At 32.3% G+C, this 13,377-nt stretch carries 16 protein-coding genes; 12 read left to right on the top strand and 4 right to left on the bottom strand.

What is annotated here, in order from left to right:
• Positions 1-56 precede the first annotated feature (56 nt).
• The 5 genes from C5F49_RS01275 to C5F49_RS01260 are packed head-to-tail and all read left to right on the top strand — an operon-like array spanning position 57 to position 1,863.
• Complete coding sequence (locus C5F49_RS01275; protein WP_179362960.1) at positions 57-194, top strand: zinc ribbon-containing protein; 138 nt, start codon at positions 57-59, stop codon at positions 192-194.
• On the top strand, positions 187-624 hold the full coding sequence (locus C5F49_RS01270) for a hypothetical protein (protein ID WP_179362959.1): 438 nt from the start codon (positions 187-189) through the stop codon (positions 622-624). Before C5F49_RS01275 ends, C5F49_RS01270 begins: the two co-directional genes overlap by 8 nt.
• 40 nt (positions 625-664) lie before the next feature.
• The gene (locus tag C5F49_RS09655; RefSeq protein ID WP_281361118.1) at positions 665-787 is read left to right on the top strand and encodes a hypothetical protein; all 123 of its coding nucleotides are present in this window, start codon (positions 665-667) and stop codon (positions 785-787) included.
• A complete protein-coding gene (locus C5F49_RS01265; protein ID WP_179362958.1) occupies positions 784-1,209 on the top strand; it encodes a hypothetical protein in 426 nt (141 codons plus the stop codon). Before C5F49_RS09655 ends, C5F49_RS01265 begins: the two co-directional genes overlap by 4 nt.
• Before the next feature lie 54 nt (positions 1,210-1,263).
• Complete coding sequence (locus C5F49_RS01260) at positions 1,264-1,863, top strand: thermonuclease family protein (protein ID WP_179362957.1); 600 nt, start codon at positions 1,264-1,266, stop codon at positions 1,861-1,863.
• Between the two features lie 73 nt (positions 1,864-1,936).
• Here the strand turns inward: C5F49_RS01260 and C5F49_RS01255 are convergent, their stop codons facing one another.
• The gene (locus C5F49_RS01255) at positions 1,937-3,718 is read right to left on the bottom strand and encodes an ABC transporter substrate-binding protein (RefSeq protein ID WP_246275353.1); all 1,782 of its coding nucleotides are present in this window, start codon (positions 3,716-3,718) and stop codon (positions 1,937-1,939) included.
• 453 nt (positions 3,719-4,171) lie between these two features.
• Between C5F49_RS01255 and C5F49_RS01250 the strand changes: the two genes are divergently transcribed.
• The 3 genes from C5F49_RS01250 to C5F49_RS01240 all read left to right on the top strand — a co-directional run bounded on the left by C5F49_RS01250 (position 4,172) and on the right by C5F49_RS01240 (position 6,979).
• Positions 4,172-4,777: a nitroreductase family protein gene (locus C5F49_RS01250; protein ID WP_179362956.1), complete on the top strand. Its 606-nt coding sequence runs from the start codon at positions 4,172-4,174 to the stop codon at positions 4,775-4,777.
• A 10-nt stretch (positions 4,778-4,787) separates the two neighbouring features.
• Complete coding sequence (locus tag C5F49_RS01245) at positions 4,788-5,444, top strand: uracil-DNA glycosylase (RefSeq protein WP_179362955.1); 657 nt, start codon at positions 4,788-4,790, stop codon at positions 5,442-5,444.
• A gap of 134 nt (positions 5,445-5,578) precedes the next feature.
• On the top strand, positions 5,579-6,979 hold the full coding sequence (locus C5F49_RS01240; RefSeq protein WP_179362954.1) for a sensor histidine kinase: 1,401 nt from the start codon (positions 5,579-5,581) through the stop codon (positions 6,977-6,979).
• A gap of 390 nt (positions 6,980-7,369) precedes the next feature.
• Here the strand turns inward: C5F49_RS01240 and C5F49_RS01235 are convergent, their stop codons facing one another.
• Positions 7,370-8,017 carry a hypothetical protein gene (locus tag C5F49_RS01235; protein WP_179362953.1) on the bottom strand — a complete coding sequence of 216 codons (648 nt, stop codon included), beginning with the start codon at positions 8,015-8,017 and terminating at the stop codon, positions 7,370-7,372.
• A gap of 213 nt (positions 8,018-8,230) precedes the next feature.
• Between C5F49_RS01235 and C5F49_RS01230 the strand changes: the two genes are divergently transcribed.
• Entirely contained in the window at positions 8,231-9,022 is a 792-nt protein-coding gene (locus C5F49_RS01230; RefSeq protein ID WP_179362952.1) for a DUF72 domain-containing protein, read from the top strand.
• A 100-nt stretch (positions 9,023-9,122) separates the two neighbouring features.
• Here C5F49_RS01230 and C5F49_RS01225 read toward each other — a convergent pair whose 3' ends face one another.
• Positions 9,123-9,671, bottom strand: a complete 549-nt coding sequence (locus C5F49_RS01225; RefSeq protein ID WP_179362951.1) for a DedA family protein — start codon at positions 9,669-9,671, stop codon at positions 9,123-9,125.
• Between the two features lie 78 nt (positions 9,672-9,749).
• Positions 9,750-10,700, bottom strand: a complete 951-nt coding sequence (locus tag C5F49_RS01220; RefSeq protein ID WP_179362950.1) for an MDR/zinc-dependent alcohol dehydrogenase-like family protein — start codon at positions 10,698-10,700, stop codon at positions 9,750-9,752.
• A 92-nt stretch (positions 10,701-10,792) separates the two neighbouring features.
• Here C5F49_RS01220 and C5F49_RS01215 point away from each other — a divergent pair, with 92 nt between their 5' ends.
• The 3 genes from C5F49_RS01215 (at position 10,793) to C5F49_RS01205 (ending at position 13,321) form a co-directional block, all read left to right on the top strand.
• Positions 10,793-11,158 (top strand): VOC family protein, encoded by a 366-nt coding sequence (locus tag C5F49_RS01215; RefSeq protein ID WP_179362949.1) that lies wholly within the window; start codon positions 10,793-10,795, stop codon positions 11,156-11,158.
• A gap of 41 nt (positions 11,159-11,199) precedes the next feature.
• Entirely contained in the window at positions 11,200-11,616 is a 417-nt protein-coding gene (locus tag C5F49_RS01210; protein ID WP_179362948.1) for an archease, read from the top strand.
• 79 nt (positions 11,617-11,695) lie between these two features.
• Positions 11,696-13,321 carry an Ig domain-containing protein gene (locus tag C5F49_RS01205; protein WP_179362947.1) on the top strand — a complete coding sequence of 542 codons (1,626 nt, stop codon included), beginning with the start codon at positions 11,696-11,698 and terminating at the stop codon, positions 13,319-13,321.
• The last annotated feature ends 56 nt before the right edge of the window (positions 13,322-13,377 follow it).

The raw sequence follows: 13,377 nt of genomic DNA, 5'->3' as shown, positions 1-13,377 counted from the left end.
TTAAAAAAAATTGCAAACTCCAATATGCTTAAGTTCATTATTTTTCTAGATAATTCATGGTTAAAATTTGTAAAAAGTGTGATGTTGACATGAACATCACATCACTCAAAATCAAAAGACGTGGAAATAAAACAAAAAATATTCCTACTGAATATTATTGCCCAAAATGTGACCATACAGAATATCATGAATGATGAAAAATCAAAATCTCTAAAAGAACTAGAGAAAAAACTTAGTAGACAACGAAAGGAAGTATCTGAAAATTTAATCAAAAAAAAATTAGATAAAAAAAACTTAGACTATGATACAATATCTATGATTCTTCAAGTTTTTGAGAAATCAAAGTTTCGATGGCAAAAAGAACATTTTGAGAATTTTGATTCAGAGCCTGAAAATTTTAGAGGTAAAGAACTACCAAAAAACAATAGAGAATGTGTGATGTTAGGCGTACGATTGGGAACAATGAGAGGGAAGATAATTTACAATTTACAAAACATGCAATTAACAGAAAAACACAGACAAGACATTGATGATCTAATATGGAATTTTGTGTGGCATTCATGGCAAGAAGCAAGAATAATTCATAATCACATAATTAATGAGAAAACAGATTCAGAGAGTTAGATTCCAATACGCTTATGTTTAGAATTTATTCTAAAAAATCATGGAAGATGAGGATTATAGAGAAATCATGATAAAACAAAAAAAAGAATTTGAGGAATATCAAAAGAAAGAAGGGGATTCTGATCTTATATTTAATAAAAAAGATAACAAGGAAAAGAAATGAAACCATTCCTAATTATTGCTATAGTTATTCCAATTATTGTTGCTATAATTTTTGCAGTTTTTTTTGTACAATCAATACCACAGCAAAATTTTAAAAATACATCTGAAGAAACACGTGATGAGGCCACATGGCAATTATATCAAAAAACATACCTAGAGCAAGAATGTAGAGAGCAATACATTGGGCAAGTAGATGAATTAGAAAAATGCTATGAGAGGATTGATGAAGAACAAAGATTGAATCCACCTATCAACCCTCAAGAATCAGAATTTGTACCAGATTGTTCAATTCAATGTCTTGTTTATGATCCTGTTTGCGGTGAAGATGGAATTACTTATGGTTGCGGTGTTGAAGATGCAGTATGTCATGGAGTTAAAATTGAATATGAAGGAGAATGTATTGTTTCAACACCCACTCCATAATTAGGCAGATAGAATAGTAGAAAATCTTAAGTTTATACCTTTTAGAAAATCCTTGTGAAACCATTATCCATTGCAGCACTAGTTGTAGTGCCCTTTGTGCTATTCATTGCAGCAGGATTAGTGTATCAATCACAAACTGGATCAGACATTGTCACAGGTGAAAAGACAGGACTTGCAGCTAAAGAAGTTGGACAAGAACAATTTGATAATATTTACAAAAATGAACCAGTTCAATCCAAACAAGATTTTGATTCTCATAAATGCATTGGAAATGCCAAATGTGTTTCACAGTTAATTACAGAAATTGTGGATGGTGATACTATCTACACTACAAATTATAAAATTAGATTATCCCTTGTAGATACACCTGAAAAAAATGAGTCTGGATTTTCTGAAGCTACTTCATTTACTGCTAAAATGTGTCCAATAGGGAGTTTTGTTACAATTGATCAAGATGATTTACAGCCTTATGACCAGTATGATAGGTTACTTGCAAACGTTTTCTGTAATGGAAAATCACTAAACTCTGCTTTACTAAATAACGGTCATGCAGAGATTTCCACACGGTATTGTAGTACAAGTGAATTTTCAGATTATTCATGGGCTCAAAGGTTTGGGTGTGCGATTTCAGAATCAAATGCAACACAAACATAAAATCATCGTAGAGTTTTTTTGATTCAAAAATTTCTAAAACTATAATTTTTAAAAAAATAAAAAAGAAAAAAAGTTAGTTAGCAGGAACTACTTGTCCTCTATCTATCATCTTAAGTGCGGTATCTGCTTTGAGACACATAGCTACACCGTTTGATGCTTTCATCACAAGGCTAAATCCTTCTCTACATTCAACTTCTGCAGCATCAATGCCAGCAGTCATTTGAACACGTGGATTAATCCATGCTAATTGCATGTCTTTTGCCTTTTCAATGAATTGGGCTCTAAGTTCTTGTTTTTCCTCGACGGTTAAATCAGATGATCTTTCACGGAGATCTGCCTTGAAGGCTTTCATCTCAGCTAGTCTATCATGAATTGCAGATTTTCTTTCATCAGAGATTTTGACATCCATTCGTTTCATATGATCTTTGAACTTCATTTTGAGTTCAGACTTTTTCTTGTCAGTCAAATCACCATGTTTCTCAATGAATTTTTGTTTTATTTCATCTCTTCTCTCATCAGAAATATCTTGTTTGTTCATGATCATTGCTTTGAGTCTATCAGATTTGTCAGATAGTTTCATTGCAATTTTGTCTTTTGCAACATCAGACATTTTGTCTTTCATGTGATCTTTTTTGTAGTCTGCTCTCTCATCAGGTGTCATATCACACCATTTGGAGGCTCTATCTACAAATTCTGCATCAAAGGTAGCAGATGCTAGTTCAGAATCAGTCATTTTACAGAATCGGTCAAATTCCATATGAGAGAATTTATCTTTCATGTGATCTTTGACTGTATCTTTGATGTGATCTTTTTTGTACTCTTTTCTCTCCTCAGGGGTCATTTGACACCATTTAGAGATCCTATCAAGTAATTCAGAATCATCAATTTCTGCTGCACGTTCAGAATCTGTCATTGCACACAGTCTATCATAGTCCATGTGTTTTTTGTCAGTCATCTTATCATGCATTTTATCTGACATTTTGTCTTTCATGTGTATCATGTATTCTGCCTTGTGCTCTTGAATGAAATCCATTCTGGAATCCTCATCAGTTAATGCACAAAATCGATTCATCTTATCAACATGTTCTGCTGCTTTGTCATGCTCTGCAACATATGCTTTTTTCTCAGCATCTGTCATGCCACAGTATTTGTCAAGCACCATTCTCATATCTCTTGAATGATCCACACGATAGTCTTTAGCATAATCTTTCAGTTCTGATCTAATTTTGTCTCCATGCTCTTCGATTAAATCATCGATTGCATCTTGTTCATCTTCAGACAAATCACAATAGTTTGCTAGTCTGTCAGTAAATGGTGCAAGTCTTGGATGGTCTGCAAGTAATTGACGTTTTTTGTCAGTAGTTAGCTCACAGTATCTATCAAGCAAGTCATCAAGATCAAAATCATCTTCGTATCTGTCATCGTCTATATCTGAATCATCATCGTCTGTATTTGTAAAGACTTTACCGTCATCGGTCATGCATTGTTCTGGGTATGATTCCATTACAGGATATCCAGCTTCAACACAGTCTTCAAAATCTTCAATGATATCATCAAAGTCGTCATATGTTTCATCGTAAACATCTGTTTCTAGATATATTGCATCAATGACGCTGTCAAGTGAATTTTCACGATCATCCTTATCTTCAATATCACAGATGATTGCAAGTTTTTCTGCATACTCATCTAGCTCATATTTTGATATGATGTCGCTACGTTCATCAAGTGTCATCTCACAAAAATCTTCTAGAATATCATCAATGTCATCTGATTCAGCAAATGCTGTGTTTCCAGCAGTAACGCCAGTAAACATAATCAGCGAAAAAACAACGCTTAGAAGTTGTGTACTTTTCATTACGATTTTTTCAGATTATTGAATATAAAGGATATCGGAACATTATGACGTAACATTGTGACGGATCCTTTATTACAAATGAAGTGAATTTTTGTGAATTTCAAACAATATAGGCATAAAAAATATGTTAAATAAAACCAGGTGTGCTGATTTTTTTAGTGAAAAATTACTTGTTATTTCAAGTCTACATTAGAAGAGAGTAATTGTTGAGAAACCATATAGTTAGGCTTGTTATTTTTGAAAAAAATAGTGTATTTTTTGAACACACATTTTGTTAAGTAGAAAAATTGTAAGAAACATCATGAAATATATCGGAACAACCAAACTAGAGCATGGAGTAGTAATGCATTATGAAAATAATTGTGGCAACATCGAGTCACATTTTATTGAAAATGATTCATAAAAATTCTAAACATACAAAAAGTTCTTACAGAGAATAAATTAGAAAATAACATGGATACATTTGATGCCATTAAAGAACGACGTTCTGTAAAGCACTATGATACCAATCATAAACTTTCAGATGATGAAATAAACAAACTAATGTCATTAGCAGTTTTGTCTCCAACTTCATTTAACATGCAAAATTGGAGATTTGTTCTAGTAAAAGATCCTGAAATTAGAAAACAACTTCGTGCAGCAGCATGGGATCAAGCTCAAGTTACAGATTCATCCGTACTCATAGTGTTATGTGCTGATTTAAAATCATGGAAAAATAATCCAAGCCAGTATTGGGTTAATGCTCCAAAAGAAGCTCAAGAGTTTCTAGTCTCTGCAATGGGACCATTTTATGAGGGAAAAGATCAAGTACAAAGAGATGAAGCAATGCGTTCATGTGGAATTGCAGCTCAAACCATTATGCTTGCAGCAAAATCAATGGGGTATGATTCAAACCCAATGATAGGTTTTGATCCTGATAAAGTAGCAGAAATAATTAAACTTCCACAAGATCATATAATTTCAATGTTAATAGCAGTTGGAAAACAAACAAAACCTGCAATGCCACGTGGTGGACAGCTTTCTCTAGATAAAGTAGTGTTTACTGATAAATTTACATAGGGAATTTCAGTTGAAAACATTACAATCACTAAACAAAAAAATTGCAAACTGCAAAAAATGCCCAAGGTTATCACAATACATTAGAGATGTTGCAAAAAACAAGGTAAGAAGATTCAAGGAGGAGAAATACTATGGCAAACCACTTTCCGGGTTTGGAGATGTTAATGCAAAATTACTAATCGTAGGATTGGCACCAGCCGCTCATGGAGGAAACAGAACAGGCCGCATGTTCACAGGGGATTCATCAGGGGATTGGTTATTCAAAGTAATGCATAAGCATGGATTTGCATCAATTCCAACTAGTCAAACTGCAGATGATGGATTAATTTTACACAATGCATACATTACTGCAGCAGTAAGATGTGCACCGCCACAAAACAAACCAACACGTGAAGAAATGAATACATGTTTTAATTATTTAGAACAAGAAAAAGAAATTCTAAAAAATGTTACAGTGGTTTTGTGTCTTGGAAAAATTGCATATGATGCTACCTGTAAATTATACAAAGTAAAACCAGAAAAATTTGGTCATAACATATTATTTTCTTATGAGAATTTCAAAATTCTCACATCTTATCATCCATCAAAACAAAACACACAGACAGGCAGACTAGTCTGGAGTCAATGGTCTGCAGTGTTTGCAAAAGCAAAAAAATTGTCAAAATAATTTAAACTGTTAACTAGAAATTTACACATTACTTTATTACATTTAGTAAAATAACAAAGGAATAATTGAGAACAAAATCTATAATCATAATAGGATTTACAATACTCTTTGTAATATTTGGGATTTCAAGTTTTATGCAGTGGCAATATTCTCAAGAAATCAAAGCTATTTCAGAGTACCATAAAATAATGAGCATTCCATCTATCACAGTACTTCAACAAATCAAGACAAACTTTCAAGAAATGCATATGACAAATATGATGATTATTAATGAAAACGGATTAGAAGACACTAAAAAAATTGAAGAAAAATATCAAAAATCAAAAAATGAGTTAAACGAGAAAATTGACGATTATTTTGCCATTGCCTATAAACAAAATCCAAATGGAGAATATCTTGCATCAGCTGAAACTCAAGAACAAATTCTAGATTGTGTATCATTGATAAGACAATCAGTAGAAGATCATGATAAAATATTTACACAATTTCAAAATAATCAAATTAGTAGTACTGAAATTATACCACTAATAGAAAAAGCAGAAATAGATTTTCATAATGTTATTGACAAAAACTCTAGAATGGAGATAAGTACAATGGAGCAAGTTCAAAGTAATGTAAATAAAATTGAAGAAAATATGAAAAATGTATTTCTAGGTTCATCAGTTGCTGCAATCATCACTGCAATCATAATAATTATGTTCACATCTAGATTTATTTCAAAACCAATTTCTGAATTAATTGAAATAACTAAAGAAATTTCAATGGGGAATTTTAACAAAAAAGAAATTAAATCAATAAATTCAGATGTAAATGAAATATCTATTTCCTTAAATAATATGTCAGAAGAACTTGAAAAATATAAATCAAAAATCATAATGCAAGAAAAGTTATCATCAATTGGTGAGCTTGCATCTCGTCTTGCACATGACATAAAGAATCCACTAACTGTAATCAAAGTATCTTTAGATTTAATAAAATCAACTAACAAAAATTTGTCTACTGAAGATATTGAAAAATTTGAAAGGATAGAGGATGCAATGTATAGAATTACACATCAAATTGACAACGTACTTGATTTTATCAAAGGAAAACCAATGGAATTTGTTAATCACAAAATTAAAGAAATATTAGATTCTGTAATTAATGATCTACCCAAATCAAATAAAATTAGTATGGAGATTGTTTCTGAAGATTCAGAAATAGAATGTGATTTTGAAGCAATGAAAGTTGTATTAATTAATTTAGTAATTAATTCAATGCATGCAATAGAAGATGAAGGGAAGATTAAAATTAATTCCAAAGTCAGAGGAGATAAAGTAATTATTCAGATTGAAGATAGTGGTCCTGGAATTCCAAAAGAAAAACTAGAAAAAATCTTTGAGCCACTATACACTACAAAACAAGAAGGAACAGGATTGGGTCTTGCTAGTTGCAAGTCAATCATAGAACAACATAACGGAAAAATATCTGTGAAAAATAACCCAACTCGATTCATCATTGAATTACCAAAAAAGATTAATCAATCAAAAAAATAAAAGACAGAAGTTTTCTGTGGGTTATCCTTTACAATGCCAAGCAGTATGCGTTGGCATGTAACACGACAATAGGATATTGTGCTTGAATATCCCAATATTCTGTCTTCATTATTCATATGTGATAATTAATAATAAAGCAGATCAACAAGATCATGTACATATGTTTATTTTTTAATATATTTATAAACAAATTTTAGTAATCACTCCAGTACTCTTTAAATTTTATTCTTACCTAGATTTACTTGACGAGGATTATCATACCTGCTAAGATTCAGAGGAGAAACTTTGAGGAAGTGGGCAGATAGTAAAAAGGAAAACACGAAAAGGGTAGATGTATCCAAAATTCGTTTGGTTTTCTAGCATACCTCGTTTCCTATTTCGTTTTTAATTCTAAACAAATGGATATACAAATTGCATCCCATCAAATATTACATTTTTCAATGAATTGGCTAGATTTACAATTACATTCATCTGCTCTCTAATTATCAAGTCTTTGTCATCTAGTTTACCCTCTAAGACAGCAATTCTCTTCTCCAAAGAAGATATTCTATCAACATCATATTGTAAATTATCTATCAATGTATCAGAGAAATTATTCTTTATAGGATTATCAACTAGAATAGCAGCTAATCTATCTGATAATATTTTTTTTCTGTCATCTCCATCATATGTCCACAATGGATCATTGTATAGTGTGATGCAGCTTTGAACCATTTGCGCATTTTTTTGAATCTTAAAGTTAGCCTCATCTAGGAATTCATATTGAAATTTCCAATCCTCACATTTTTGTAAATTTTGATATTTAATTTTCATTTCATCTTGATCCTCATGTGTTAATGCAATTTCAGCATATATTTTTCGAATTTCAGATGAACAGTTTCTTTTTTGCACAGTTTTTGATGCAACAGTTAAAGAAGTATCATTAAAAACTCTATCTTCACATTCTAGAATTTCTGCTCTAATTTTTTCATCCTCTTCATCTAAATGGGTATTTTGAGCAAAAGCAGGTATTATTGATATAGTAAAGAGAAACATCATCAATATTGCCAGTTTCCTCATAGATTGGATCAAACTAGACTTTACATATAACCAACACGTAGAATTGATCAGTATGTTCTAAATACAAAATTCACATCATCATATTTAGTTGGAGCTCTCACCAAACAACTAATCGTTGCTGGTCTTAAGTTCCAATTATTTTTATAATTAGTTAGCCTTAATTGTAAAAACAAATTCATTGTATTTTGTACAATGAATATCAAAATTGGATGTACAGGGTGGAGTTATCAAGGATGGTCAGGCATATTTTATCCTAAAAATCTAAAAAGTTCAGAATGGCTCAAATACTATTCTCAACTTTTTGAGATCACAGAAATTAATTCAACATTTTACAGAATTCCTGCACAAGAAATTGTCAGGCGTTGGAATGCTGATACCCCCAGACATTTTAGATTTACAGCGAAATTTCCATCAATTATTACGCATGAAAAGAGACTTGAAAGAGTAAATTCAGAGGTTTTTTCATTTTTGGCATCACTTTCTCCAATTCATGAAAAAATTTCAGCACTAGTTTTGCAGCTCCCCCCATCATTAACATTTGAAGAAGCAAGACCAAGACTAGAAGAATTATTTGAACTGCTTCCTGATGATTTTCTATACCCTATAGAAGGCAGACATGAATCGTGGTTTTCTGATGATGCAATTGCATATCTTAAACAACATAAACATTGTCTTGTATGGAACGAAGTTGCAGGAGTGAATAACCCAATGCCAATAACATCAGACTATCTTTACGTTAGATTAATTGGAGACAGATCCATCCCAGATTCTGAATTTGGAAAAGTTGTAAAAAATAAAGATAAATTGATTTCAAATTGGGCAAAAAAACTTCAAGACATCAAAGATATTCCAAACGCAATGATAATGACAAATAATCACTTTGAAGGGTTTGGTCCACACACTGCAAATTCATTGAGGATGCAATTGGGAATGCGTGAATTAATTTGGGAAGAAAAGAAACAAAAAACATTAGGTAGTTTTTAAAAACAGAAATTCCTCAAATACTGGGGGGAGTATTGAAGAATCCCTGTCAGCATCCAGCCAAACAAATAGGATGTCAAACTCCTTTTGTTATTTTTAATATTTAAGGCAATGATGAAATTCCACTAGTGCCAAGACCAATTGCTTCGCCAAAATAATAACCTGACAGTATTGTTCCTGTAGACCAAACACATGAACCTGCAAATGTGTATGTTACAAATTTAGGAATTTTCATTTTTAATAATCCTGCAGGAACAGAAATCATTTCCCTCATTACAGGTACCATTCTTCCTAAAAATACTGCCTTGTCCCCATATTTTTCAAACCAAATCTCAACTCGAGCTAGTTTTTTCTCATTGACCTTAACGTATTTCAAATATCGAAGTAAGACAACACGTCCTAGTTTTAATGCAATAAGATAGATTGCAGATGTTCCAATTGTTGCACCAATTGCACCAAGTATTATCATTGGAATTAAACCCAGTAAAGAAATACCCTGTTGGGATGCAAGAAATCCAGCAGTTGGAAATATTGCCAATGTTGGAATAGGCGGAATTATAGTTTCAAGTAGTGCAGCAAGAAAAATTCCCTCATAGAGATGATCTCCTAAAAACTCTGCAATCCATATTAAAAAAGAATCAATTGGTTCCATTTGCTTCTGGCAATGAAATCTTACTAAATTACCTTACGAGTAAAAACTACGACATTCTAGTCATAATTTATGTAAAAATCAAGGCTTGAGAAAAACTTTCAAAGTATTGGGTTTTTTTGCATGCTCAATTGCATCTGAGAATTTTTCTAATGGAAATGTAGAATCAATCATAGAATCGACTGAAACAAGTCTAGTTGCTAATGCATCTATTGCGGGTTTGAATAATCCGCAGCGAGAACCAATCAAGGTGATTTCATTAACTATTGTAGGAGTCAAATCAAGGTTTTCTCTGGATGCAATAGTTGATTTTAAGATTACAGTCCCACGAGGTTTAATCAATTTCATAGTATCTGGAAATCCAGAATTACTTCCAGTAGCTTCTACTACTAAATCAAAAGATTGTTCATCAGAAGACTCTATACCAATTTTGATTTTAATTCCAGTATTTACTAAACTCTCAAGTTTACTTGCATGTCTACCAAAGCATGTTAGATTGGGACATGTTAATTTTAAAACTTGAATAATTAATTGAGCTAATCGTCCATCACCAACTACAGCTACACTCCATTGTGGTTGTAATGCCACCTGTTCTTTAATTTCAAAAGCAGCAGCTAGTGGTTCAACAAAAACTGCTTGCTCGTCAGATATACTATCAGGAATCACGTGTAAGTTTTTTTCAGGGAGTGAAAGGAATTCTGCAAATGCGCCATCTCGTTTTAAAATTCCAAGAACAGTTCTATTTGGACAATGTCTAGCCATTCCTATCTCACATGATTTACAAATACCACATCCTGCATTAATCTCACCTACAACTCGTTTTCCAATTAAATTAGAATTTTCAGATTTTTCCACAGTTCCAACAAACTCATGGCCCAATACCCCATCATATGCCATATATCCATCTAAAATTTCCAAATCAGTTCCACAAATTCCAGCTAAATTGACTCTAACCAATACCTCGCCAGGTTTAGGATCAGGGTAATTATCATCATAAATCATATTTTTTCCATCAAAACACGTTGCCTTCATTGAATGAATCAAAATGTAATCTAATTTTAAAATAGTGAAATTTCCAAATGAAATAAGATCAGTTTTAAATATTGTTAAAAAATAAAATTATCATGCCAAGAGTCTCATGGTTTGATGTTCCAGTTGATAATCCAGAGAGAGCACAAAAGTTCTACGGTGATGTGTTTGATTGGAAATTTGAGAAATGGGATGGTCCAATGGATTATTGGATGGCAAAAACTGGAACAGAACAACCAGGAATAGATGGAGGAATGTCAAAAAGAATGCCAGGACAGATGGGAATGACTAACACAATTACTGTTCCATCAGTTGATGAATTTGCAAAAAAAATTACAGAAAATGGAGGACATCTACTAATTCCTAAAATGGCAATAGCAAAAATAGGATGGTTTGCACAATGCACAGATACTGAAGGAAACATGTTTGGCATCATAGAAATGGATGAGAAAGCAGAATAATACCATCTAAATTAATAATCAGAAAGATTACAAATTTTCAATTGAGTTACAAGTTTTTAGATCATGCAACTGATGCAATAATCGAAGTTACAGCTAAAGATCTAAAGGAAGCATTTGCAGTAGCAGCAGATGCAGAAATTAATCTAACATTAGATCAAGATAAGGTTGAAGAGAAAGAACATAAAGAATTTTCAGCAAACGGAAAAGATATTCGTTATCTTTTGTATAGCTGGTTAGAAGAAATTCCATTTCTGCTAATTACTGAAGGATTTGCAATTAAAAGAATAGAATTTGATATCAAAGAAGACGATGGTTACATCATAAACGGAGTAGCTTATGGGGAACCACTAGATGTCAAAAAGCACAATTTCAAAGTCGAAATTAAAGCACCAACATTTTACGACATGGAGATTAAACAGGATAACGGCGTCTATATGAGATTTTTACTAGATTTGTAAAAATGGTGAAATATTATTCTCAAATGCATAGAACAAATTAGTCGTATTTTTTAAAAGCCAAAGTTACAAAATCAGAACTGTGAGAACGCAGATAGGAATTTTGGCAGTATTTTCATTATTTTTCCTAATGTTAACTCCAGCTTATGCCATAGTCACTTCAATGACTCTAGAAAAGAGCTTTTACACTGACCAAGAAAATATCAAATTCATTGGAACTCAAAATGGTACAGAAGTTATTTTTGTCATAATTCGTGATAATAATGGAAACTTTGAGGGAATGCTATCAGATCCAACTCCTCAAGAGGGAGAGTTTTCAGTAATTCCAAGACCAGTAACAAATTTCTTCAAGAGTGAAGGAATCTACAATGCAACTGGATTTGTAGATTCACAACAAGAAAAAGATGGTTTTACAATCAAACTAGAATATGATGGGGATAAAGTGTTCATTGTTCCAGATGCAATTTTACAATTAAATGCAATTCCAAACAAAACAGTAGACGTTGAAAAAACTATAACATTTACAGCTAGCATTACAGATAGTTCAATTGAAAATCCAGTTTTTAGTTTAAAGAATGCACCAACCGGAGCTACAATTGATTCAACCACTGGGAAATTTGTTTGGACTCCATCAAAATCACAAGGAAATATTCAAGATGTACATTACAATTTTGATGTCATAGTGACTCATGGAAGTCAAGAGGACAAAGAATCAATTACAATTACAGTAAAGCAAGCATATGTTGAACCAGTAAAAGAACCAAAAACAGAACCTAAAGAAACAACTCCAGAGCCTCCAACAGAACCTAAAGAATTAGGAATTGCATCATTTGTTGATGAGACTAAAGATCCACAGAGTTATGTTGACAGATACAATAATGAGGCAACTTACAAAGCATGGTTTGATGAAAACTTTCCTGAATACGATTCAATTTACCAAGCAGTAGGACTAAAAGCACCAATTGCATTAGCATCATTTGTTGATGAGACTAAAGATCCACAGAGTTATGTTGACAGATACAATAATGAGGCAACTTACAAAGCATGGTTTGATGAAAACTTTCCTGAATACGATTCAATTTACCAAGCAGTAGGACTAAAAGCACCTAAAGAGTTGGCACCATTTGTTGATCCAAACTTGGATCCACAATACTATGTTGACAGATACAATAATGAAGCAACTTACAAAGCATGGTTTGATAAAACATATCCAGACATTACAATTTACGAAGCAGTTGGACTAGATGAAGAAGAGATTGTAGAAGAAGAGTTTGGTGAATGTGGAGTTGGAACTGATCTTGTTGATGGAATGTGTGTAATTGTAGATAATTCTAAAGGTGGAGGTTGCCTTATTGCAACGGCTACATATGGTTCTGAGATGGCTCCACAAGTTCAATTGTTAAGAGAAATCAGAGACAATCAATTGATGAGTACTGATTCAGGAATATCATTTATGACTGGATTCAATGAATTCTACTATTCATTCTCACCACATATCGCAAACATGGAAAGAGAGAGCCCTATTTTCAAAGAGATGGTAAAAATTGGAATCACTCCATTACTATCAACCCTATCTGTAATGTCATATGCAGAAACAGACTCTGAGGTACTAGGATATGGAATAGGTGTGATTTTGATGAATTTGGGAATGTATGTAGCTGTACCAGCAATAATTATTTTTAAAACTAGAAAATACATTAGAATCTAGAAAAATCTCCAAAAATAGTAAATCTCAATTGATCAAATAGGTAGTGAAATTTATTA

This window comes from Nitrosopumilus oxyclinae (assembly GCF_013407165.1).
Taxonomy (GTDB): domain Archaea; phylum Thermoproteota; class Nitrososphaeria; order Nitrososphaerales; family Nitrosopumilaceae; genus Nitrosopumilus; species Nitrosopumilus oxyclinae.
Note: the sequence above shows the minus strand (reverse complement) of the source record. Positions and strands in the feature narration are given on the sequence as shown.